Source organism: Pseudoalteromonas galatheae, from assembly GCF_005886105.2.
Taxonomy (GTDB): domain Bacteria; phylum Pseudomonadota; class Gammaproteobacteria; order Enterobacterales; family Alteromonadaceae; genus Pseudoalteromonas; species Pseudoalteromonas galatheae.
Genome location: NZ_PNCO02000002.1, coordinates 681,871 through 706,926 on the forward strand (window position 1 = coordinate 681,871; position 25,056 = coordinate 706,926).

Consider the following 25,056-nt stretch of genomic DNA (forward strand, 5'->3'; position numbering starts at 1 on the left):
ATTGAGAAGTGAAATGCACCCAATTTAGATGAGTAGCTTGTTTCAAAATGTGAAAAAACACCCCACCGCGGAGTGTGGTCGCGATGAGATGTTGAGTAGTTGGGGGAGTATCAATGAGGTACTGGTGTACCTCAAGATTGTGTTAACTTAGAACTGTGCAACAAAAGTTAGGTTGCTTGTTTCGCCGCCATCTGTGTCAACAACACTACCTTTAAGGTAGTAAGTGTCATTGAAGAAGTATTTAGCTTCTACCGCTAGGTCTGAGTCATATGAACCTAGACCAAGCGCAAAGTTGCGAGTGAAGTAGTAGTTTGCAAGTACGTTTGTTACAGAGTCATCTACAAAATCTGTATCAATGCGATTGTGTTCTACGTCGATTGTGAAGTAGCTTTCACCACCTACATGCATGAAGTAGCGTGCACTTAGGTTTAGGTAATCAAATTCGTCTTCAGTTTCAACAGTGAAACCAATGTAATCTGTAGAATTTAGTTCGTGATTGTACTCAGCTTTGAACCAAGTTACGTCACCATATTCAAACTCTTCGTGGCGAACGCTTAGTTTTAGGCTGTCGTTGTATAGGTAACCAAAACCGATAGAGTAATGGTCGTCAGCCTCGCCAAGATCTGCGATGCTACCAGTTACAAACCATTCTTTAGTAATGAAGCCTTCACCACGCGCTGAGAAAGCATTTGAATAATCATCGTTAAAGTAACTTACGCCTACATTGCTGTCCGTATCAAGGTAGCCAAAGTCATCCCATACGCCTACTGATTCTTGAGGTGCGAAGAAATAGCGAGAAGAAAGCATCAGTGCGCTGTTGTCAGAGCCGTCATAATCTGTATAACTAGCGGTGTTGAACCACTCTTTTTGTACGTTACCAGTGTTAGCCTGAGCTGCTGCTGAAACAAGTAGTGAAACAGCTGCGATAGATAGTAGTTTTTTCATAGTCATCCCTTTAATTTCCATATATTGAGCTACATCGACTCAACGGCGCGCATGGTAGTATTAGAAATCTGAACGGAAGCTGACCGTAATGAAAAAAGTTTGGATGTTGGCAAAAAGCTGAGACTTAATTATGCTTTTTGTCTATGAGATAAACGTAACGGAAGAGAGCATGACCAATCCATTCCATGGCATATCAATAGGCACTGAACGCTTTGGAGATGATATTTATCTCACACTTAAGCCGACAGGTAAACTCACTCATGAAGATTATGTTGTTATTACACCAATAATTGAGAGTGCACTAAAAGCAGTAACAATGCCTAAAATCTATGTGTTTCTTGATGCGACTGATTTTGAAGGTTGGGAGCCAAGGGCTATGTGGGACGACTTCCGGCTCGCCTATGAACACAGTACTGAATTTGCCAAAGTAGCAATATATGGCGGTAAAAATTGGCATCGACTTGCTGCAACAATAGGTAACTGGTTTGTTACTGGTAAAGTGAAGTATTTTGATGATAAAGAAGATGCGCTGAAGTGGGTTAATGAGAGAGATTAATTGAAGTTGAATTAAATTCATTATTTATGCGTTGTGACTCGAGACACTATTGAGATGTGCAAAAAGTGGATTATTCAACCTATCATCAGTATAGTGAATTAACACCATTGGCTTTTGTCATAACGGCTTAGGAGCTTCTACTGTGAAAAAAATACTGATCACTGGTGCGAACCGCGGTATTGGATTTGCGTTAACTAAAACCTATCTACAGGCTGGTTGGCATGTATTAGCGACTTGTCGAGACCCACTTATTGCTACAGAGCTGAATTCTCTCGCACCAACTTTTCCTGAACTCCAAGTATTTGCCTTAGATGTCACTAATTTCGACCAGATGGAAGAGTTAAGTGAGAAACTGGCCCCTGTTGCCATTGATATCGTTATCAACAATGCGGGTATTTATGGGCCGAAAGGATACGCATTTGGTGAAACCGATATAGAAGCGTGGCGAGAGGTGATGGAGGTTAATGTCTTTTCCACCATGCGACTTGCAGAACTATTTTACACCCACCTTTACAATGGTAATGAAAAGATTTTTGCGGCCATTTCCTCAAAGGTAGGCAGCCATACCATGAATACCAAAGGTGGCGGCTATATTTATCGCAGTTCGAAAGCAGCGTTAAACTCAGTGATAAAAAGCTTGTCTAATGATTTACTAAGTGAAGGGATCCGCACCGTTGCGCTTCACCCCGGTTGGGTCCAAACCGAAATGGGAGGCTCTAACGCGTTAATCACTCCAGACGAGTCTGCCAGTGGGATCTATTCAGTACTATCTCATTTTGTGGATGCACAAAGCGGTGGCTTTTATGACTATAAAGGTGATGCTATTCCTTGGTAATAAACAGATAACTAATTGCGTTAACAAGAGAAATAAAATACTCTGCTACTTAACGAAACAGGTAAATTAAGTAGTGCCTGCATAGTAGTAAAGGAATGTACATAAAGTGGTAGAAGTTCAAAATTTGGTCTTCACACGCCGTGATGGTGAGATGCATCGAGCTGTTTTAGATAAGCTCAGTCTTAGTATCGCGGCTAAAGAACAGGTTGCTATTGTTGGTGATAGTGGGTCGGGTAAAACTACACTGATCCATCTTATTGGTGGCTTGTTAAGACCTGACGATGGCAGGATTATTGTTGAGGGGCATGATATTGCTCAGTTAAATGACACCGATCAAGCGCTATATCGTCGCAGTCTGGGCATGATATTTCAACACTATCAACTGCTTGCTCCTCTATCTGTCTATGACAATATCGTCTTCCAAGCACAGCTCAATCAATTGACCCCCAAACAAAGTGATGTCAATGCACTGGCCGAGCGCTTGGGGATTTTGCATAAATTAACTGCCTATCCTCAGCAATTGTCAGGAGGGGAGCAGCAACGAGTTGGTATCGCGCGCGCCATGATCAACAAACCTAAGTTACTATTGGCTGATGAGCCGACAGGAAACTTAGATGCTGCAAAGAGCGAAGAAGTGGTATCACTGCTGCGTGAGCTGTGTGAAGAGCAAGGCGTTAACTTGCTTATGGTTACGCACAGCCAACATCTCGCTGACAGCCTCGATAGAAAAATCACCATTCAAAATAACCGTGCTTATGGCTAAAACAATGAAGCGCCTAAGTGCATTATCAGAAGTTCGACTTGTACTCTTTGTTTTTATCCAATTTTACAAAAAACATCTTTGGTTGTTTTTGCTGTTCGTCTTTGGCTTGTCTTTGGGCAGTGCTTTGCTTGGTTCAATTCAAGGACTAAACCAAGAAGCAACGGAGCGCTACCAGCAAACCAGTGCGCTTATTAGTAATCCCATAAGTCATTTTGTGCGCCCAAGCGCAGGCCGAGATATGTTAACTACAGACGTGTGGCAAGCGCTTCGAAGCGCTGGCATCGTTTCGGCTGAGCCAGTTTTGGAAGGTGTATTGACTCTGCCGAGCGGTAAAGGACTTCGCATTAAAGGAGTAAATACTTTGCAATGGCTTTCTGCGCCTAAAACACAATCACGGGGAGGCAGGTCAGGTAATCAATCAGCACCATTGCAGTTCGGGTTTAATACTATTTATGTATCTGACACGATGGCTCAACGGCTGTTGCTCAGTAATCATGAAGCGCTCAAGCTTTTTGATGTGGATGTGCATTTCGTCATTTTATCAGAGCTTGCAGATGGTATAGCATTAGCCGATATTGCATTAGTTGACTATTTACTGAATTCGTCAGGTCGAATTAGTTATATAGAGATCTCAAACTCCGTATTAGACGAAGCAAAAGTTAGGAAGATCATAGGTGACGAAGCACAGTTGCAAAATGCGCAAGCGCAGTCTTTCGATTCGTTGTCAAAGGCGTTTTTCTTCAACCTGCAAGCCCTCGCACTTCTTGGCTATCTGGTCGGTGCTTTCTTGAGTTTTAACGCTATAAAGCTGTGTCTGCACGCGAGAAAAAAACTACATCAGCAGCTCACACTACTCGGGTGTATTCAATCAAATGTGGTCGCAGCTGTAGTTATTGAGGTGCTCATCTTAAGCTTGATTGCTGCACTGGTGGGTGCAGGTGTGGCTTTCTTGGGGGCAAACCTACTGGTGAGCGAGATCTCTATGGCGTTAGAGAGTTTATTTGCATTAGATAGGCATTTACCGGTTCATTTCAGTTGGTTAGTCGTACTGCAAGCATTCATATTAAACCTTTTAGTGCTGGCAAGTGTGGCCTATTGCCAGGTAAAACCTATCACTTTTTATAACTCTTGGCAGAGTAAACTAGCCAGTGGAATTTTACTGGTTGTGGTTGCAGGGTACTTTTATATTGATAGTGACGCGCCATTGCATGCGCTTGGTTTATGTCTTTGCCTTCTGTTGCTCTTTTTTATGATAACACCAGTGGTACTTCGAGCCGCGTTCAAACGTATTTCAACTCAGCACCCATTAGTCAAATGGATGAAAGCTGACAGTGGCGAGCAGATCAGAGTACTTGCAATCAGTGTTTATGCCGTATTGCTTGCGGTTGGCACTTCTGTTGGGTTGCAAATTATGGTGAGCAGTTTTAGTTCTGCTTTGCAGATCCATTTAGATGGTCGTCTTAGCGCGGACCTGTATGTGAGGCCTAGCAAAGTATCTGACGCGCAATATCAATGGCTGTTAAACCATAAGGATATCGATAAGGTTGGCGTATTCTGGCGCGCAGAGATAAATTATGACCTGAATTCAAATCCACGAGACACTCTACCTGCGAGTTTGATGAGCTTTGGTAGCTCTGATGAACATCACCACAACCTTACTTTGCTTTCGGGAACTTCGCCTAAAAGTGATGCGCTTTATTACGATGCGAATAATAACGTGAGTGGGTGTCTTGCCAACGAGCCAAGTAAGCTATTGTATGGCGTTCAGTTGGGACAGCGTGTTCAGTTGCAACAAGGCAAGAGATATATTAACTGTGAGATAACGGGGTTTTATTACGATTATGGTGAACAGCGTGCCGTATTCGTCGCCGTTAGTGACGCGATTAAAAATGCTGGCTTTAACTATGAGGCATATGGCTTCTCAATTGTTCTAAAGCCAGAGGTTAATACCGCTCTATTTAAACAAAAAGTGATGCAGCAATTTCATCTAAATGATTCTCAAGTGGTTCAGAATCAGCGCTTTAAACAGTACGCGACGCGTCTGTTTGAACATACGTTTTACGCGACGCATGCCTTAAATTTAATGATAGTTGCCATTGCGCTATTTGGGCTGTGGGTATCATTGCTCACACTCGGTGCTAAGCAAATTCGCCCGTTGGCTATATTAAAAACGTTAGGTGTCACCACTTGGCAAGTGTTTGCGATCAAATTAGTACAGAGCGCCATGATTTTGCTTGTGAGTTTAGTAATGGCGACGATACTTGGGGGGATGCTCGGGTGGATTTTACTTAAATTTGTAATGCCAATTGGATTCGGCTGGACGATCCCTTTTCTATTACCCTATATGGACATCACGGTTTTTATCACGCTTATTTTTGGTTTAGCTTTGTTTGTTAGTGTAGTGCCTCTACTCAAACTGAGTCGTTATGATACTGCGGATCTGCTGTATGAAGATTAATCCTGTTATCGCTTTATTGTTGTTCTTGGTAGCCGGTTGCACACCAGAATTATCACAAGTACCTGTTTCAAAAAATGATTTTTTCAATCTTGAGTTAGGTGAACCGGTCTCTCCCTCATATCAGTTAAGTTTTCCGTTTGATCATGGCAGTCATCCTGAGCAAGGCATTGAGTGGTGGTATGTTACTGCAAACTTAAAAAGTGATTCAGGACAAGAGTTTGGTGTTCAATGGACGTTATTTCGAACCTCCGTTGCTAACGTTCAATACGTTAGTCCTTGGTGGGATAATGAGCTCTATTTTGCGCATTTTGCAATTCAAGATAATACTAGTCATCAAGCATTCGAACGTTACGGCAGAGCAGGGCAAGTAAAAATTCAAGCTAACCCATTTGTCACACAGCTAGATAATTGGTATTTGCGCAGCGAGACGGAAACATTTTTTCCATTGACGCTTCATGCTGAGCAAGAGAAAAACCGTGCTAATTTAACGCTTGATACAAGCCCAATGGTACTACACGGAAAGAATGGCTACAGTGAAAAAACATCCGATGGCCATGCCTCTATGTATTATAGCTACCCTTTCTTAACGGTTAAGGGCGAGCTCACTTTTCAAGGTGAAACACATCGAGTTAGCGGTGATGCCTGGTTAGATAGAGAATGGTCTTCCTCGTTTATCAGTAAAGCACAACGGGGGTGGGATTGGTTTAGCATTCGTGGTCAAAACAGGTCGAATGGTGCACTAATGGTATTTTGCATTCGTGATAATCAGCAATTTTACAAAGACTGTCGAGGCACCGAAATTTCAGCTGAGGGTAGGGCGAGCGAAATCGGGCATAAGGATATTCAATTAAGTGTTTTAGAGCAGGTTTCGTTAGATGGCGTGAGTTATCCATTTAAGTGGCAATTACGGCTAAAGCACAAGTCACCTATTCTAATAGAAAGCATAAATCGTGATGCGAGAAACCAGCTTACAATCCCATATTGGGAAGGAAGAGTAAAAGTTTCTGGCGGCTATATTGGTGAGGGATACGCTGAGTTAGTTGGATATGAATAACCCACTCTGTATTGATTATACCGAATAATCTGTACCCATATTTTTATGTAACGTCGCTCATGAGATAGTGCTAGACCAAAAGAAACAAGAATTTATCCCGAAATCTTGTTTTGGCAACGATTTTTTCTGTCAAACTCGGTCCTAGAAAGCTAGACTCTAAGAATATCTTACTATCCGTGTTGCTATGTTAAATACGTTTTTTGTAACCGACCCCGCACCTGAGTTGCTACTTAACGGAACTTACGATGCTACGCTTGTAGCGTTATCTTTGCTGGTGGCTGTTATTGCCTCATTTTTTACGCTTATTCAGATCGACTTTGCAGAGCAAAATCAAAACAGTCGTATAAATCGGCTCGCAAAATTTGGCGGTGCTGTGGCCATGTCTGGTGGTATTTGGAGTATGCACTTCATTGGCATGTTGGCGTTTTCGCTCTGTGTTGAAGTGGATTACGATCCTTGGCTTACTGCGGCATCGATCTTCCCCGCTTTTTTAGGCTGCTGGGTTGCATTTGACCTGATAACTCGACCAAATGTGACACTGGTGATCAAGGGTATCGCCGCTGTTATTTTGGGAGCCGGTATTGGTACTATGCATTACAGTGGCATGGAAGCCATGCAGCTTGGACCTATGCTGGGTTATGATCCTACACTTTTTGGTTTATCAATTGTTGTTGCAGTGTCACTTGCCTTCATTGCAATTCAAGCGAGAAGTAAACTGCGCGATTATGTCAGCGATAACAATACCAGCATGGTCAGATGGTTAGGAGCTTTAGCGCTTGGTGCATCGGTATCGGGAATGCACTATACAGGTATGCAGGCGGCGAAGTTTGTATCGGACTCACCAGTTATTAGCCTAGAGATGCAAGAGCAGCACACGCAATCACTTGCGCTGTTCATTGCCGCCGTCAGTATGATCATTAGTGCTTTATCCGCGCTTATTCATACAGCTAGCAAGTACCGTTCGGTTGCAGCAGACAAAGCTGCGAATGAATCCAGGCTTGCAGCTATTCTAGAAACGGCAGTTGATGGGATCATCACTATCAACGGTGAAGGGATCATTAAGAGCTGCAACCCATTATTTGAACGAATTTTGGGGTGGTCTGAGCAAGAAACGCTTGGCCGCAATGTTGCCGTATTTTTGCCTAAACCTAAAGAAGCGCAAACAGACATAGCCTTCGACACCGCTTATCTTGAGCGATTTAAAGGGGTTGGCCGTGAGGTAAAGGCGCTGCACAAGCAAGGGCATCTAGTGCCTATTCGGCTGGGAGTTGGTGAGGTTGAGTTAAAAGATCAAAGCGCGTTTTATGTTGGCTTTATTACAGATTTAACAGCGCAAAAGCAAATGGAAAAAGCGCTGATTGAACAGGAAGCGCGTTATCGAACGCTGTTAAATAACATGCCTGGTGTCGCTTTTCGCTGCAATATTGATAGCGACTGGACTCTATCTTTCGTAAGCCCCATTGTGGAACAGCTTACTGGCTATCGGGCAGAGGAATTTATGTCGGGGCAAGTCCATTTTGCGAGCTTGATTGTTGAGGACGACATCAGTTTAACTCACGATGTCGTTGAACAAGCGCTGCAGTGTGGCAAAGCGAGTTATTCTTTGGAATATAGGATATTACACAAATCTGGCCATACCAAGTGGGTACTTGATAAAGGCTCATTTGAGTATGATCAAGCGGGTAAGGTCGAAGGGATCGCTGGCGTATTGCTCGATATTAGTGAGCGTAAACACATGGAAGACGAATTACGTGCCGCGAAAAGTATTGCTGAGAGTGCGGCAGCTTCTAAGCAGGCGTTTTTAGCTAACATGAGCCATGAGATCCGCACTCCGATGAATGCTATTTTAGGATTCAGTGAAGTGCTTAAAGAGTCTGAGCTGAAGTCTGATCAAAGTAGGCATGTAAATACCATACTGACAAGCGCAAAGGCGTTGCTGCACTTACTTAACGATATTTTAGATTCAGCTAAGCTGGACCAAGGCAAACTCGATCTGGTTGAAAATGATTTCTGTCTATCTGAGCTACTTGATAACGTGGTATCCACATTTTGGTATCAAGCAAAGAAAAAAGGCTTAAAACTTGAGCTCACAATGAGCCGTGACTTACATCAAACCTATCATGGGGCTTCAGACCGGTTACGGCAAGTATTGGTAAATTTGTTGGGTAATGCGATCAAGTTTACGGCTCAAGGCGTTGTAGAGCTTTACGTTGAGGCATCTCATGACAATCATGTACTATTTAAAATCACGGATACGGGCATAGGGATAGCTAGCGACCGGTTAGACTCCATTTTTAGTCCGTTTGAGCAAGCTGATGAAAGTATGAGTCGCCGCTTTGGTGGTACAGGCCTTGGCACAACCATTAGTCGCCAGCTAGTCGAGCTAATGGGCGGGAAAATATGGGCACTTAGTGAGCTTGGTAAGGGGTCTACTTTTTATTTCACAGTGCCACTGAATAAAATTGAGGCATTCGCAGTCACACAGGATGTCCATGTTGAGCTTCCCCCGTTAAGTATCTTAGTTGCTGATGATATTCAACAAAATACCGAGTTGTTGAGCTTATTACTTGAAAAGCAAGGTCATAGTATAGAGGTCGCAGGAGATGGGCTTGAGGCCGTCGAAAAAGCCAAAGCGCAGCAATACGATCTTATTCTAATGGATATTCATATGCCCGGCTGTGATGGGCTTGAAGCGACGCGCGCTATCAAAGCATATGAACGAGACAATAGGCAACAAGAGACACCGGTAATTGCTCTAACTGCGAGTGTGTTGGGCGAGGATAGAGCAGCAGCAAAGGCTGCTGGTATGGCTGCATTTGCCTCAAAGCCTGTGGTGATTGAAGATCTAACTCGTACAATTGCTGAGACGCTCAATATTAATATTGCTCGTACGGCGATTGGTTTAAGGCAAGCCACCAACAAACAGCTGATTAACCGAGCTCGTGCGGTAAATTTATGGGGCAGTGAGACTCGGTTTTTGAAAGAACTAGCTCGCTTTTGGGATAACAAGAGAGAAGAAGTAGTAGCACTCTTTGCTCACGAAGGTCAGTTTACGAGTGATGTACTGCAGAATATTCATACCATTAAAGGAATTGCTGGAAACTTGGCTTTGGAGACACTGTTTGCTCTGCTAGAGCAAATAGAGAGTAAAAAGGGAATTGACGAACGGCTGAGGGCCAAATTGGCACTCATTATTGAAAAACTTGACGATGTTGTTGGGCTAAGTGATGAAGAAGTCGTAACCAACGCATTGAGTGAGGGTGATGTTTTTTTGTTTAAGCAAAACTTACCACGAGTAAAGGAGATGATAGATGAGTCGCAAGTTGAAGATGATGTGCTAGACGCATTGTTAGAAAGTGCTCCTCTTGCTCACCGAAGCCAGGTAGAGGCGTTGAAACATGCATTGGATGATTTTGAATTTGAACGTGCGGAGGAAATTCTTGCACAATTAATGAGTACTGATGTGTAATGATAAATGACCATAAGCCTCTGATTTTAGCCGTTGATGATGAAGCGACAAACCTGCAAATTCTAAAACAAACGCTCGGCAATCAATACCGTATGAAGTTTGCAAAGTCAGGAAAATTGGCCTTGGAGCTAGTAGATAAGGAACTACCCAATTTAATTTTACTCGATGTCATGATGCCAGAGATGACTGGCTTTGAAGTCTGCTCTAAATTAAAAGAAGACCCTATCACAGCAAGGATCCCAGTGATTTTTGTGACCGCCTTGAGCGAAGAGTTTGATGAAACTAGGGGCTTTGAGTTAGGTGGTGTTGACTACATCACAAAGCCAATCAGCCCCGCTATAACCAGAGCACGAGTGAAAACGCACTTGTCTTTGGTAAGTGCGACTGAGCTTAAAAGTGCGTATGTCGAATTGATGCAGCGCCTAGGTCAGGCGGCTGAATATAAAGACAATGAAACAGGGCAGCACATAGCTAGAATGAGCCGCTACTGTTATGTGCTTGCTAAAGCTTGCGGTCTACCAGAAGCGTATGCAGAAGATTTGATGTTGGCCGCCCCGATGCACGATATTGGCAAAGTCGGTATTGCTGACAGCATTTTGCTGAAACCCGGACGTTTAAATGCCGAAGAATATGAGGTGATGAAACAGCACGCTGAATTGGGTGCGAATATACTAGCGGACTCCGAGTCCAAACTCGTCAAACTTGCATATCTCATGGCAATGGAGCACCATGAGAAGTTTGACGGTAGTGGCTACCCAAAAGGATTAAAGGGGGAAGAAATCTCACTTGAAGGAAGGATCTGCGCACTTGCAGACGTATTTGATGCACTCACTTCAAAGCGCCCATACAAAGAGGCTTGGTCTATTGAAAAGGCATTGGCTTTTATCCATTCTGAAAGTGGTAAGCACTTTGACCCAAAATTAGTTGAATTGCTGGGTGAAAAATTACCAGAAATTCTAAAAATTAAAGCCCAGTATGACTAAAGGTTGTTTGTCTCTGCTGACACACAGTTTGATTTGAATGACCATCGTCTTGTTGATATTTATGGTGGCTATCCTATGCATATATTGAACACTGCTTATTCTGGCTGAGATGGGATATCGTTTTACCAATAATATTTGCACAAACGTGAGCGATAGAAATGCTGAGGCCTATAATACCGTCAGTCTAAATTTGGGGTATGACAATGCCCCGTCATGGCGTTAATCTGATTATGAACAGCATGGCGTCCACTTCCAAATGTCCTAGCTAATTTTCGTCCACTTGGATGACGACACTGAGCTAAACTCGATAAAGTTAACGCTTTGATTAATAGTAACAAGTTTTGTTACAAAGTCATTTTGTATTTGTTTTAGGTTCTGGTTGTATTTATATGTAATTTCAGTAGTATGCGCCACGAATTAAATACGAGAATGATGGAGTGGATCGTGAATTCAACTTTAAAGCAAGTGGCATTAGTATCAGCACTATTTGCATCAACAGCCTGTCTAGCAAACTCAACAGACTTCGTTGAACTAGGCTACGGAAAAATCACGCTTGATGGCGTTGATGAATTCAAGCCTACGGGTATCGCAGTTACGGTCAACAAGGCTTTTGACGGCTTTTATCTTCAAGGTACTTATGCGGCATTAAGTGATGACTTTAATGATACTTTAATCGAAAGCGATTATTACGCAAATATAGAGGCAAGGGTTAAAGTTGAGACTGATTTAAATTATCTTACCCTTTTAGTTGGTCATCAATTTGATGTAACAGATGCAGGTTTTGTTGATGTATATGGTGGTTATTCTAGATATAAATTAGAACTAGATTATTCAGGCATCACAAATATTACATCTAACGATGGTTACCGTTATCAAGAAAGCTTCTCTGATAAAGATAGTGACACGAGTGATCATTACCATATCGAAGCTGCCTACGAGCATTCGTTTGGAGATCTGAATGCGCGCGTTGGTCTCGGTGTTGAGCGCATTCAAGACGATGAAAGCGAAACTAACTTTGTATACTTAGCCAAGCTTAGTTACCAATTTACCGACAGCATCTCAGCCAATATCAGCTATAGAAATGTAGACGAATACGATAATTTTGGTGTGAACTTAAGATATAGCTTTTAAGCGAGCGAGATACAGTCGCTAACCGGCGGCTGTATCTATACATCTTTTATGTTACCTTTGCGCGACATTCGACAAGTGTTTTAAAGTGTCAGATGAACGGAAAACGTTATTTTCAATTTCCCACTCATAGAACGTAAACGTAAATTTTCCAACGTTAGTTAACCCATACTTCTCATAAAATAGGTTTGCTTGATTCTCTACCCAAGTATAGAGCCAAAAACAAGGGCCGAGTTTTATAGAAGCATAGTTCATTAGCTGAGAACCTACTCCTTTCCCCTGAAAATGTCTTAACACATATAGCTTTTCAATTTCATAACCATAATCTTCGTTATTATAATCTGAGTTGTGATTGGTCAGAATGAAACCTAAAAGATGACCGTTTTGCTCAGAAACGAAAATATTAAACTCGGGCTTTTCAATGCGTTCCAAAAAGTAAGCCGATGAAAAAGTTTCTAGCGCGAATTGAGCATACTCATGACGGATCCCTTTTTGCGCATAGGTATCAAGCCAAACTTGAATAGATATCGCTGCAAGTGTCACTGCATCAGAGGGAACTGCCGGACGAATAGTAACGTTGAGCATTACGTAACCCTGTCCATTATTTGTGCATATTGGTAATACGCGAGTTGACCTACTCTCCGTAATCGTGGCATTGGAAACTTGGGTAGTGGTTTCGTATAGATAGGTAAATTAGGTACTTTACGACCCATTAACTGCTCAGCGAGACGAATACTTGCCTGTGCACTAAACGCCACACCTGAGCCGCAATACCCAAGTACATATCCGGTGTTATTTTCACTGTAGATATGGGGAAGATCATCAAGCGCGGCGGCAATATAACCACTCCAAAAATAATCTACTCTAGCATTGAGGTTAGGAAAGCAGTCGTTAAGTGCTGAGCGCAAGTTATGTTGATATTTTGCATTGTCCTGATCATGTCCAAACACCGCGCCTCGCCCACCAAACAAAATACGGTTGTCGGGAAGGCGACGATAGTAGTATTTAAGCCGTCTGGTATCCATGACAACTTGTTCTGTCATTAAGCCCTTGGCAGCAAGTTGCTCATCACTAAGAGGTTCAGTCACGATAATGCTACTTAAAATAGGCAAGTAACGCCCTTGAGTTAACGGCGAAAATTGTCGTTGAGCGTAGGCATTCGCTGCGATCACGACCTTATTTGCTGAAACTTTGTGGCCGTTCACTTCTAGCTGGTGGTTGCCATTTGGGTTCTGGTGGTGGGTGACCAGGCTATTTTCGTAAAGTTGCACACCAGCTTGTTGAGCTAATGCCTTATAACTTAGCAACAGCTTCAAAGGGTGAATACCAAACGCGTTGTCAAATCGCAATGCACCAAACCCTTGTTGGTTGTGCATATAGGTTTCGGTCAGTTGTTGCTGAGACAGTAACTGATGGTTCTTGCTACCCATAGTCGCAGTGAGAAATTCAGACTGCGCTTTTAGTAGCGAAAATGCTTGCTGATTGTGTGCAACTTTCAAATAACCCGATGCCTGCACATTGCAGTCAATATGCTTGGTGTCGATATGCCCACGGACTAAGGCAACGGCATTGTTGTATTCTTGATATATGGCTTTACTGACAGCTAAACCATACTTTTTGGCCAGTTGCGCATAGCCAAGTCGGCCCGTACTGGGTAGCACAAACCCTGCATTTCTCGCGCTCGCGCCAAAGCCAACTTGATTTGCTTCAAATAGGGCAACGCTTTGATGGTGAGTGGTTGCCAAGTGGTAGGCGGTAAGTAAGCCCGTAAAGCCACCACCGATCACCACAATATCTACTTGTAACGGTTTATCTAGTGAAGGGGTGGGCGCACCTAAAGGGCAAGTTGCAGCCCAGTAACTGTTAGCAAAAGCTTGGCCTTGGCAATGTGGCTGAGTGAGAGGATCAAATCCTGACATTTTAAAACTCCAATACCATTTCTGCTGCTTGGCAGTGGCATTCAGTACCACAAATAGTACAAACATAGCCGTGATAGATACAGTCGTCTAACCACTTATCATCATGGATTTTGATCAGTTTGCCACCGGCCTTAGTAAAGTATTTTACGGCTCCGTTACCTGGGCTTTGTTTCCAAAGGTGTGAAACGCCAGCTTTTGCACCTTGTTGCTTCAGTGCTTCTATCGAGTATTTTAATAATTGTGGGCCAATGCCTTGTCCCTGAGCTGAAGGTGCGATAGCAATGCATTTAAAGTAAGCCATATCAGCTTTGTCTACAGGCCACAATGTTGGCGAGCACCACTTATCTATAGGCCATTGCCCTGCACTGTATGATGTTCTAAAACCGAGCAACTCACCTTCATTGTTTAGCGCAACAAAGGAAGCATTAATGCCCTCTTTACAGCCTTTTTGGTGCATTTGTTCAATACTTACGTCATCAAGATAATTATCACCATGAACGAGATTGCCAAGTGCGATGACACTGTCGAAATGTTGCGACTGTAAAGGAATGATTTTCATAGGCTGCTCCATTATTGTTATTTGTTGTGAGGTCCTAGCATACCACTTTAATCATGTACCAAAAACGCGAAGATTCGGCAATTTTAACTGGCGCTTTTTGAGTAGTGGTAAGAATAAAAAGTGAACAAAATTTGACAGCGATGTCATTTTGTTAATAATTGTTGAACCGGTGATCTTCACCGTTAACAACAACATGTAAAGGAAAAATATGAAAATTCTAAAATTAGCGACCGCAGTTTCGCTTGCTATAACTGCAAGTCAGGTGATAGCAATGAGTCCGCAACCCAATCCACAAAACCCCAATGGTTATATTGTCTCTCGGGTGGCGTTAAATAATGCAGAAAGCGCGAAAACCAACAACCCTATGTATGCTATTTGGTCTAAAGCACTGGAAACAAGAGAAAATACGGTTGTAGAGGCGATAGTACCGGGCCTTGTAAGTAATCCTGATAATGTAAAAAGAGCTGAGCGGGTATTTGGTCAAACCCAGTGGCAATTTCTTACCCAAATGGCGGCGCCTGAATACACCTACACGCGCTTTTTACGTGCCATTGGTAAGTTTCCCGCATTTTGTGGCGACTATACCGATGGGCGAGATGCCGATGCAATCTGTAAACGCTCAATTGTGACTGCATTTGCGCATTTTGCCCAAGAAACAGGGGGGCATATTGCTAAAGACAATACTTCTGATAACCCTCTCGGGTTAGAAGAATGGCAACAAGCTTTGGTGCATGTGCGTGAAATGGGGTGGTCAGAAGGACAAGTTGGTTATACCACGGGGTGTGGACAAAATGACTGGCAAAACCGCCGCTGGCCATGTGGGACGGGACAAGGGTATTTTGGCCGAGGCGCTAAACAGCTTTCATATCACTTTAACTATGGTGCATTTAGTGAAGTCATGTTTAATGGTGATGCCACGGTGCTATTAAATAATCCGGGTTTAGTAGCCGACTCTTGGCTAAACTTAGCGTCTGCAATTTGGTTCTTTTTAACGCCACAAGCGCCAAAACCTGCAATGTTACATGTCATTGATAGAACTTGGACACCATCTCTGCGGGAAAGTGAGGCGGGGATTGGTTATGGCTTTGGCACCACTATTAATATTATTAATGGTGGGATTGAGTGCGGCGCGCAAAATAAAGACAAAGGTCAGCCAGTTAATCGCATTCGTTATTGGGAAGGACTTTCTCATTATTACAACATCACCATTGAAGCTGATGAAGAAAATACCTGTTGGCAGCAAACACCATACGGAAGCTTAAATCTTGACGGCGCAACTGATGTCCTCTACACCAACTGGGAAGGTGATTGGGCTTATTATGCAGATCGCCCCGGAGGATATTCATTTGAGTGTAAACTCGTAGGGTATCAAACGGCTTATTCAGCGCTTGTGCCTGGAGATTACGAAAAATGTGTGACAAATTTTTATCAATCACACGCAAGCTGGCCTGAAGTACGAGTTGTTGATGAGCTACCAACCAATCCTACTGAGCCACCTGTAGGTGGCGTACCTGCTTGGGATGCCAGCAAGGTTTATCTAAAAGGTGATAGAGCGAGCTACAATGGGGTGATCTATGAAGCCAAGTGGTGGACCAAAGGAAATACACCTACTTTCGACGGCTCTGGCCCTTGGTTGGCTGTTAATTAGATAGTATTGGCGGGTTTCCCGCCTCTATTTCTATTAGATTTATTTTTACTTAAAACTCGCCTTTTATTACGCTTTATTCTATTGAACTTTTCAGAATTCCTCCTCTTATTAAAAATTTAATCATATTTTATTGTTATTTATTTAAGGTTTTTAAATGCTTGTTTATTTCTTTGTGTATGTTTTTGGTTTTTTGCAAAAAGGGCAATGTTTAGAAAAGCTAGGTGTTGTGTTTTTTGTTTTATTTTGTTTTTTCGGTGGTTTTAATGTGTTTGTTTTTATCTCTTTGAAATGAATGCTAATTCTATTTTTTTATTCGGCTTATCTAAATTGTTTAACCCACGTGTGTTTTGTTGTTTTTTTGTTTTTTATGTGTAATTTTGATGTCGCTAAAATGTGTTTCTATGTATATCTGTAGTTTTAGTTGTAGTTTGCATTGCTTTTTTAGTCGATATAAATCGGAACTTACTTTGATTTTTAAAATAAAAAAGGAAAAATCATGAAAAAAAGGAAAATAACACCGTTGTTATTGAGCCTTATGCTTGGGTCTACAGTTCAAGCCGCTGAGTTTTACAGTAACTCTTCAGGAACACAGGCGATTAAAGACAGCTACATTATTGTGTATAATACACCGTCTGCTTTAGTTAATGCAGATATCAGCACTAAAGCAGCATTTACGGCATCTTTAACGTCGAAGTTAAGCGCAGAGTTTGGGTTAGATGTTGATTATCAATATGATAACTTAGCTGGTGTTGCTGTTAAAGCAAACTCCGAGCAGTTATTGAAGTTGCTTTCCCACCCAGACATCAAGTTCATTGAGCAAAATGCGACCTTTACCATTGATCCACAGTTCTCTGATTTCCACGCGTTACAAAACAACCCTACTTGGGGTTTGGACCGTATCGATCAAAGAGATCGCCCATTAGACAAGAAATACGTTGGTGCGAATAATGGTCAGGGTGTCACTGCTTACATAATCGATACTGGGGTGTTAAACAGCCATAATGATTTCGGTGGTCGTGCTAGAAATGGCTATGATTTTGTTGATAACGACGCTGTTTCTCAGGATTGTAATGGTCATGGTACGCATGTTGCCGGTACAATCGGCGGTTCGCAATATGGTGTTGCCAAAGCAGTAGATTTAGTTGGTGTGCGGGTCCTTAATTGTAGTGGTTCGGGATCATATGCTGGCGTAATTGCGGGGATCGACTGGGTTGCTGGTAATGCTTCTGGACCATCTGTTGCAAATATGAGCTTGGGTGGCGGTAAATCTCAAGCTGTTAATAACGCTGTGGCAAATGCAGTGAACCGTGGTATTACCTTCGTAGTGGCTGCGGGGAATGATCGTGGTGACGCTTGCTCTAAATCACCGGCAAGTGAGCCTTCTGCAATCACCGTTGCCTCTTCAGATATCAACGACGCAAGATCTGGTTTTTCCAACTATGGAAAATGTGTCGACGTATTTGCGCCTGGATCTTCAATAAAGTCAGCATGGATTGGCTCCAACAGTGCAACTAAGACGATTAGTGGTACTTCGATGGCATCGCCTCACGTTGCTGGTGTAGCAGCGCTGCATTTGTCTAAATCGCCAAACCTAAACCCTGCTCAGGTGACCGCTGCGATTAACAACAATGCTTCTGAAAACAAAATCTCGAATGTCGTCGGTTCACCAAACAAATTGGTCTATGCCAAATTTGAAGATCAACCAGGAGATGGCTTAGTCGAAATAGTAAGCGGTAACAAAGGCCAGTCGAAGGTATTCCCTTTTAGTGTTGCGTCAGGCACGAGCAAATTAGTCGTTAGCTTATCTGGTGGGACGGGTGATGCTGATCTTTATATCAAGCATGGCCAAGAACCTTATCCAATTGATAACGACTGTGCCTCAGAGAATCCTGACACTTCAAACGAATCATGTGTCATCACTAACCCAGCAAGTGGCACTTGGTACTTAACAGCCTATGGGTATAGCGCTTTTAATAATGTCACCCTAAAAGCTGAAGCTGTGAAATAAACTTCAATTTACATTAATTACAAGGAAATTTTTCTATGAGATCTTTGATGATTTTATTCACTACGTTGTTTGCACTTGTTGCATTCAAATCAGAAGCTGCAATGGATATTGCTGCTTATCAAAGTCAAGCGACTACCGATAATGCCGCTCATGGACGTTGCGCGAAAAAGGCTATTTCAGCGACTGAGTGTGTTAAACGTATAGACTGGGCTGTTCGTGAAGGCTATATCACTGCTAGAGCTGGTGAGTGGGGTAAAGCTAATGGCTTCTATCCTGTTGTCGACTTTTACGACAGAACGGTTGGTGCAGTATGTAAGTGTGGTTGTTTTGAAGCGAATACATTAATTCGTGTCACCAAAGGTGGTGATATTGTTGATGTAGCAGCAAAACATATCGATGATAGCTATGGTTTGGTTGGCTTAGCAAAGGATGCTTCTTTGAGCTTGCTATCGACAAACACGTTTGAAATGAGAGCGCGTACTAAAGGTGCTGAAGAATCAGATCTTTACGTGTTTATTTTAGAAGATGGCTCTGAACTTAAAGTGACTCAGCACCACGGTATGCTTTTAGGCAATGGCGCGATGGTTGCAGCTAAAGATGTTGAGTTAGGCCAAACGATGTTGCGTGCAGATGGCGTTGAGCTTTCAGTTGCTTCAATTACTCGTGAGCCTACCGAGCTGGACGTATACAACTTTGAAACTAATGGTGCAGAAGTAGTAAATCACATCATTATTGCAAACGACATTTTAGTTGGTGATTTGACTTGGCAAAATCAGCTACAAGCTGAATTAGGTCAAATTGTGGTACGCCAGTAAATAATTTTTAATAGGGAAGGCTATTCCTTCCCTTTTTCTACCTGTTCGATTTGAAGCTTGGCTGTCATACGAAATAACAGCCCTTACTCATGATTATATTTTTATCTGTTTAGTAGCTCAGTCACAAATACTTTTGAAAAGTTATTCTGGCTATGGTTATTTTCATAATGAAGTTAGCACTATTTTTCAGCTCGAACACGAACAGATTTCCATCTTTCAAACTATTTGTCGTTCAATATTTAGGTTTTATTTTTATGAAAAAAAGTATTTTGATTACAAGTTTGGTCGCTGTGATAGCACTGGCAGCTTTTAAGTTTAACTTGTTTTCTGTTGCAGAAGTTGGGGCGGAAAATGAGGCAAGAAATAATCCAACAACAGTTCTCACTAAAAGTGAGGAAGTGAAATTAAGTAAACTCGATGAGTTAGACAAAAAGCTTATCAATGAAATCAATACTAAGTTACCTAAAGCTGATTCTAAACTTGCCACCCCTGAGGTTCGACTACTAACCGCTTTTGAGAGAATGCAATTGTCAGTGGGTAAGTTTAATTCAGCCTCTTTTATTAGCGAAGAAATGCAAGACTTATTGCATGACGCTAAGATGATTGAAATTGCAAAGCAAAGCCTTGTGGATTATGAGCACGCTGAAAAGACATTTGGTGAACAACAAGCGTTAGTTAGAGTGTTTTCAATTCGTTTGTTAGATGAACTTGCCAAAGCGGGGGAGCCGGGGCCTCTGTATGAGGCTACTGGACAAGTTGCACGAGCATTAAATGCTAAGCTGGTAAACGGTGAGACGATTGAAAAGCGCAGAGACCTAGATCTTGAAGATTTGGTTTATGCTTCTATTGCTACCTATGGAGATAAGCAAGTGATTGATTCTCCGGAGACTGTAATGATGGAACTTGGATATTACGACGATTTTCACACTGATATCAGAAAAATTTATGCCAATCAATTTGGCGCAATTATCAATCGCAAGAAAAGCGTAGATGAAACCATATTAATTGTACAGAAGCTATTTAAAAAGCAGTCATAAAATAGTGTTTTAACTTACTTCATCGTAAATCAAGATATTAAAAAGAAGGACTTTGTAATGGGTAACTCCGCAAAAGCTGTTTTTTTATTGAGTGCTTTATATGTAGCGTCAAGTCATGCCACTATTCATCCTGTTAAACCATTTGCTCAACAATATATTTCAGATTCAATTAACTGGATGACGGAGCAAAATATTGTCTGTGATTTGGCCGAACAATCACACCCAATGTGTGACTCTACCACTGTTCATTTTAATGATGGTACTTATGATCCACAAAGAACTAAACCTCAGCAGACCGTATTAGTGCTAGATTATGGTTTGGATTTGCAAACGGTTTTGCGTTATCGAAGCCGAGTCATCGCGACGTATAAATATGATCATCAGAGTCAGTCTTTTGTGGCTGATAATCCATCGGTGACTATCTCAAAGTTAGGAAAAAAGCTGTTAACTGAGCTTGACGGATTTACCTATCTCAATGACGAGACAGGGTATACCGAAAGTGGCTTTTTGCCTGCGGCATGGCTTGGAGAGTTAGCTGCTAAATATGTTTCGATAGCGAAACATGATAAATATGACCATATAACTGGAAAGCCCCATTTTAGTCATGGAACTAAGGTTTTTGGTTATTTAGCACAACACAATCCCGATGCCGAATTTGTCATTGTTGATACTGAGAGCTTTTCTCCATTTATCAATCACAAAGATGCACTTTGCAGCCGCAATATCGAAGGGTTACATGCCAAAATGCAAAGGGCTGCTAATTCCTTACGAGCCGATGTTATTGAGCAGCATGGTGTTGAGTATATAAACTATTCCGGCGGCTTTGAAAGAGCCGATGTCCGTAATGCTTGGTCTGCTAGCTCATGTAAAGGCCAATTGAGCAATAGTACCGCTACCGAATTTGTTAAGAGTATCAAGCCTATTTATGATGTACTGTTTAATACCCACGGAGTGCTGGGCCTTCATGCCGGTGCGATTGGCGCCAGTAGCAGTGAGAATCCGTTAGATGTGACTGAGTATCCTAACCGGGTACGCGTGATGTCCTACACCACCGGTCCAGTGGACACCAATATAACGGCTACAGGTGATTTAAATTGGCAACAGGTTTTTGTAGATCATACATCTGAGTTTAATGGAGATAAGTATATCGATCTATATGTAAATTTTGGCTATGGCAGAAGCGACTTCTGGGAACAAAATAGCACGCCGAAAATGGCTTCCGATGTTTATGGAATGCGCTACGGTGCAGATTGGGAATTTCCATCGTCCTCTTGGGCTACGCCGATCGCCACTTCCTATGCGATTGCGACACAAGCTCAACTTGAGCTTGATAAGCAAATAACTTGGTTTGACCCTGCACTGTTAAAACAGACTTTGTTACCAAATCAGTGTTTTGACAATGGTGGCTATTTCATCAACTTTAAGTTATCTCAATTTATTCGTGATGGTGAAGGTGTATGTAGAATTCAAGATCCATTGAAGCATCGTATTGATGAACTGAATCGTCAGCAGTATCTAAACTAGTAGCTAATTAGGACTTTGTACTAATTTGTTACTTTATGGTGCCTGTTTGACAATCCATGATATAGTCGCTAAGAAAATTTTTTGTTAATTTATTGTGTTTGAATATTTTGCTTGGTAGGCAAAATATAATGTATCGAGCACCATTCTAAGGATAGGTTTTATGGTTAAAATAACAGGTACTTTAATTGCCGTTTCGTCTTTGTTATTTGTTTCTGGTTGCGGTGGAGGGAGTGATTCAAATGAACCTGTACCGGATCCAATTAAACCGCCGCCAGATCCTGTTACAGTTGAGCCCGATCCCAGTGTGTTTATGGATGCAATTGAACAGCAGGGCAAACAGTACGTCTCTGATGCAATTGAGTTCATAACCTCGCAGGGCATAGACTGTACGGATACGACAGCGACCCATGAAATGTGCGCTATCGTCAATGTAAAGTTTAATGACGGAGTGTTTGACCAATCTCGGACAAAACCATCGCAAACATTACTCGTTTTGGATTATGGAATGGACTTTCATACGGCGCTGAGATACCGCTCTCGAGTCAAGGCTGCTTTTAAGTATGATCCCCAATCCAAAACTTTTATCGCGGATAATCCTGAGGTAAACCTTTCAAAGCTGGGGGTTAAGTTATTAACAGAAGTCAATCAGTTTGCCTTTACGGATGACAAATTCGATTCTCCACAGCCTGCATTTTTACCCGCCGCGTGGTTATCTGATCTCGCTGTCAAATATAGAGCTGTCGTGCCTGATGATACTGCTGATAGGGTTACAAAGCGCAATTTTAATAGTCATGGCACTAAGGTATTTGGTTATCTTGCTCAGCATAACCCTGAGACAGAGTTTGTTGTTATTGATACCGAGTCTTTCTCACCTTTTATTCAGCATAAAAACGCTCTATGTGCGCAAGATATTGGCGAGTTTTCCAGTTACATGGCAAGTGCCGCAAGCTCGCTGACGGCGGATATCATTGAAGCAAATGAAGTTGAATTTATTAACTATTCGGGTGGCTTTACGCTACAAGATGTGTATATCGCATGGGAGCAGAATGCGTGTGCGGGAGAGCTGAATAGCGCAAAAGCTACTGAATTTTTATATGCTTTGAAGCCTGTTTATGAGGCAATATTTAGCTCACCCAAAGCGCTTGCATTTCATGCTGGTAATACTGATGCTGTGACAAGCAAGGATGACTTGGATCTCATGCCGTTTAGTAATCGAGTTCGGGTATATCAGTATTCGACTTTAGCAAAAAACACGACTATCCAGCCATTTGGAAAGTCTGAGTGGCAACAGGTTTATGTAGAGCAGCCAGACAGTTTTGTTGGCAATGAAAGTATTGATTTGTACATTAATGTTGGTTATGACCCATACGACAGCACGGCAAAAAATAGTACACCTAAAATGGAACCTGATGTGCTTGGTATGCGCTATGGTGTAGAGCAAGCCTTGTATGGCTCCTCTTGGACAACACCAGTTGCAACATCATACGCGATAAATGAGCAGGTAAAGCTTGCTACTGAAACTGGTGTGAGTAACTTGGACCCTCAGGTGTTAAAAGCAAGATTACTACCAGACTCTTGCAATGATTCTGGTGACTATCAAGAAAATGAGGCGCTCGCTAAGTTTATTGAACAAGGGCAGGGGATGTGTCGTATTCAGGACCCATTGCGTCACCGAGCTGATGAGCTCAACCGTATTGGATATTTAAGCCGATAATCGACTGGCTGTAATAATGTAAAAATGAATCGAAGTCGCATATTGTTGTGTGCTTCGATTCATTACCTTAATTTTAGCTAATATCATAAACTCCAATTGAAGCCCCTTGGTATGCGCGCTAAAATAGTGTTTTAGCAATAATCGAGACCATATTGTGTCTGTAACTCGCTCGTTAGTTCAAACTCTGTCTGAGTGCATTGAACATGTACTAGATACTTCTCTTCATGCCGATAAAGCATTAACTCAACTGCTACAGAATAACCCTCAGTGGAGCCTTGATGAAAGGCAATATGTGGTAAGTAACTATTACCATATCTTTCGCTTTAAGCGGTTACTGGCTTACTTACTTGAGCATGAAGAAATGCCGTTAGATGGATTCGGCTACTGGTTAACTTGCCAAGTTGTTACAGCGCAGCCGCTTCCTGAATGGTTGGATACTGAGCGTTATAATCTGGAAAAGCTACAAAGTTTAATCGAGCAGGCGCCTCAAGCTGTTCGTTTATCTTTACCTGATTGGTTGAATGAGGTTGCAAATGAGCAACTGGGTGAGCAGTGGCCTGCGGTTGCATCCGCGCTAAATCAAAGTGCTCAACAATATTTGCGAGTAAATAGCCTAAAAAGCGATATTGCAACAGTGACAGAGTCCTTAGCAAAAGAAGGGATCAAGGTTTCACACGTGGCGCTTGACTCTCATGTCGCGCTAAAAGTTGAGTCCAATAGCCATCTGTTCCGCTCTCAAGCATTTCAGTCTGGTTGGTTTGAAATGCAAGATGCAGGTTCTCAGCAAATTGTACCTTTTTTAGAAGTAAAACCTGGTCATAAAGTGGTTGATGCCTGTGCAGGTGCTGGTGGTAAGAGTTTGCATATAGCGGCGCTGATGGAGAATAAAGGTCGCTTGTTGTCTATGGATATTCACGAACATAAGCTTGAAACACTAAAACAGCGAGCGAAACGTGCAGGTGTGCATGTTGCTGAAACGCGTGTTATTCAAAATAATAAAACCATTAAGCGCCAAAAAGAGAAGTTTGATCGCGTGCTATTAGATGTGCCGTGTTCAGGTCTTGGTGTATTAAAGCGGAATCCAGATGCAAAGTGGCACTTGAATTCGCAAAATTTAGACACACTTATTGCTTTGCAAACCGATATTCTGGCGCGCTACAGTCAAATGTGTAAAGTGGGCGGCAAACTGGTGTATGCAACTTGCTCCATTCTTCCTTCTGAAAATGAGCTGCAGGTTGAGCGCTTTTTGGAAAATAACCCCAATTGGCAGTTAGAAGACTCACTACGTTTACTTCCAGGAGTAAATTCAGAGTTTGACGGTTTTTACGCCGCACGATTAGTAAAAAATAGTTAGGAAACGAAATGAACCCAATCATTGCATTACTTAAAGAGCACAATATTTCGGATGAACAGATCCAAGCGGTATTTACCCAGTTGACTGAAAATCCAATGATGGCGATGGCGACTATTCAACAACTAGGTATTCCACCTGAAAAGCTTCAACAGTTGATGGCTTTGGTAATGCAAAATCCCGCATTGATCAAAGAAGCTGTTAACGAATTAGGTCTTGATTTTGAAAAGGTTGAGGCTGCAAAAGCACAGCTAAAACAGTAGTGCCTTTGGCTAGGCAAGAGTAATCTT

The 25,056-nt window shown here is 42.2% G+C and carries 20 protein-coding genes; 16 read left to right on the top strand and 4 right to left on the bottom strand.

The annotated features are described in order from the left end of the window. Positions 1-147 precede the first annotated feature (147 nt). Positions 148-945, bottom strand: coding sequence for a putative porin (locus CWC29_RS20940; protein WP_128727477.1), 798 nt, complete (start codon positions 943-945; stop codon positions 148-150). Positions 946-1,114: 169 nt separating this feature from the next. Between CWC29_RS20940 and CWC29_RS20945 the strand changes: the two genes are divergently transcribed. From CWC29_RS20945 to CWC29_RS20985, 8 genes are all read left to right on the top strand, one after another. Beyond that, complete coding sequence (locus tag CWC29_RS20945; RefSeq protein ID WP_138523446.1) at positions 1,115-1,501, top strand: SpoIIAA family protein; 387 nt, start codon at positions 1,115-1,117, stop codon at positions 1,499-1,501. A 142-nt stretch (positions 1,502-1,643) separates the two neighbouring features. Beyond that, positions 1,644-2,336, top strand: coding sequence for an SDR family oxidoreductase (locus CWC29_RS20950; protein WP_128727475.1), 693 nt, complete (start codon positions 1,644-1,646; stop codon positions 2,334-2,336). A gap of 106 nt (positions 2,337-2,442) precedes the next feature. Further along, the gene (locus CWC29_RS20955; protein WP_138523390.1) at positions 2,443-3,099 is read left to right on the top strand and encodes an ABC transporter ATP-binding protein; all 657 of its coding nucleotides are present in this window, start codon (positions 2,443-2,445) and stop codon (positions 3,097-3,099) included. Between the two features lie 4 nt (positions 3,100-3,103). Beyond that, positions 3,104-5,557: an ABC transporter permease gene (locus CWC29_RS20960; protein ID WP_235956706.1), complete on the top strand. Its 2,454-nt coding sequence runs from the start codon at positions 3,104-3,106 to the stop codon at positions 5,555-5,557. Then, positions 5,547-6,611, top strand: coding sequence for a lipocalin-like domain-containing protein (locus CWC29_RS20965; RefSeq protein WP_138523386.1), 1,065 nt, complete (start codon positions 5,547-5,549; stop codon positions 6,609-6,611). Before CWC29_RS20960 ends, CWC29_RS20965 begins: the two co-directional genes overlap by 11 nt. Before the next feature lie 184 nt (positions 6,612-6,795). Then, on the top strand, positions 6,796-10,080 hold the full coding sequence (locus CWC29_RS20970) for an MHYT domain-containing protein (protein ID WP_138523384.1): 3,285 nt from the start codon (positions 6,796-6,798) through the stop codon (positions 10,078-10,080). Continuing rightward, positions 10,080-11,063 carry an HD domain-containing phosphohydrolase gene (locus CWC29_RS20975; RefSeq protein WP_128727470.1) on the top strand — a complete coding sequence of 328 codons (984 nt, stop codon included), beginning with the start codon at positions 10,080-10,082 and terminating at the stop codon, positions 11,061-11,063. The genes CWC29_RS20970 and CWC29_RS20975 overlap by 1 nt, the downstream gene beginning before the upstream one ends. Positions 11,064-11,507: 444 nt before the next feature. Next, the gene (locus CWC29_RS20985; protein ID WP_128727469.1) at positions 11,508-12,194 is read left to right on the top strand and encodes a porin family protein; all 687 of its coding nucleotides are present in this window, start codon (positions 11,508-11,510) and stop codon (positions 12,192-12,194) included. 51 nt (positions 12,195-12,245) lie between these two features. On the opposite strand, the gene CWC29_RS20990 is transcribed toward CWC29_RS20985, so the two are convergent. From CWC29_RS20990 to CWC29_RS21000, 3 genes are read right to left on the bottom strand one after another with little or no spacing between them, the layout of a single operon-like run. After that, positions 12,246-12,776 carry a GNAT family N-acetyltransferase gene (locus CWC29_RS20990; protein WP_045963723.1) on the bottom strand — a complete coding sequence of 177 codons (531 nt, stop codon included), beginning with the start codon at positions 12,774-12,776 and terminating at the stop codon, positions 12,246-12,248. Beyond that, positions 12,776-14,110, bottom strand: coding sequence for an NAD(P)/FAD-dependent oxidoreductase (locus CWC29_RS20995; RefSeq protein ID WP_138523382.1), 1,335 nt, complete (start codon positions 14,108-14,110; stop codon positions 12,776-12,778). Before CWC29_RS20995 ends, CWC29_RS20990 begins: the two co-directional genes overlap by 1 nt. Before the next feature lies 1 nt (position 14,111). After that, positions 14,112-14,669, bottom strand: coding sequence for a GNAT family N-acetyltransferase (locus CWC29_RS21000; RefSeq protein ID WP_138523380.1), 558 nt, complete (start codon positions 14,667-14,669; stop codon positions 14,112-14,114). A gap of 208 nt (positions 14,670-14,877) precedes the next feature. Here CWC29_RS21000 and CWC29_RS21005 point away from each other — a divergent pair, with 208 nt between their 5' ends. From CWC29_RS21005 to CWC29_RS21040, 8 genes are all read left to right on the top strand, one after another. Next, positions 14,878-16,317 (top strand): chitinase, encoded by a 1,440-nt coding sequence (locus CWC29_RS21005; protein ID WP_138523378.1) that lies wholly within the window; start codon positions 14,878-14,880, stop codon positions 16,315-16,317. 496 nt (positions 16,318-16,813) lie between these two features. Continuing rightward, positions 16,814-18,325 carry a S8 family peptidase gene (locus tag CWC29_RS21010; RefSeq protein ID WP_128727465.1) on the top strand — a complete coding sequence of 504 codons (1,512 nt, stop codon included), beginning with the start codon at positions 16,814-16,816 and terminating at the stop codon, positions 18,323-18,325. Between the two features lie 35 nt (positions 18,326-18,360). Then, on the top strand, positions 18,361-19,140 hold the full coding sequence (locus tag CWC29_RS21015) for a Hint domain-containing protein (RefSeq protein WP_128727464.1): 780 nt from the start codon (positions 18,361-18,363) through the stop codon (positions 19,138-19,140). Positions 19,141-19,394: 254 nt separating this feature from the next. Then, a complete protein-coding gene (locus tag CWC29_RS21020; protein ID WP_128727463.1) occupies positions 19,395-20,177 on the top strand; it encodes a hypothetical protein in 783 nt (260 codons plus the stop codon). A gap of 57 nt (positions 20,178-20,234) precedes the next feature. Further along, positions 20,235-21,701 (top strand): hypothetical protein, encoded by a 1,467-nt coding sequence (locus CWC29_RS21025; protein WP_128727462.1) that lies wholly within the window; start codon positions 20,235-20,237, stop codon positions 21,699-21,701. A gap of 160 nt (positions 21,702-21,861) precedes the next feature. Continuing rightward, complete coding sequence (locus CWC29_RS21030) at positions 21,862-23,415, top strand: hypothetical protein (RefSeq protein WP_128727461.1); 1,554 nt, start codon at positions 21,862-21,864, stop codon at positions 23,413-23,415. A 154-nt stretch (positions 23,416-23,569) separates the two neighbouring features. Beyond that, positions 23,570-24,769 carry an RsmB/NOP family class I SAM-dependent RNA methyltransferase gene (locus tag CWC29_RS21035; protein WP_128727460.1) on the top strand — a complete coding sequence of 400 codons (1,200 nt, stop codon included), beginning with the start codon at positions 23,570-23,572 and terminating at the stop codon, positions 24,767-24,769. Positions 24,770-24,777: 8 nt separating this feature from the next. Then, positions 24,778-25,029: a DUF2999 family protein gene (locus CWC29_RS21040; protein WP_039496508.1), complete on the top strand. Its 252-nt coding sequence runs from the start codon at positions 24,778-24,780 to the stop codon at positions 25,027-25,029. The last annotated feature ends 27 nt before the right edge of the window (positions 25,030-25,056 follow it).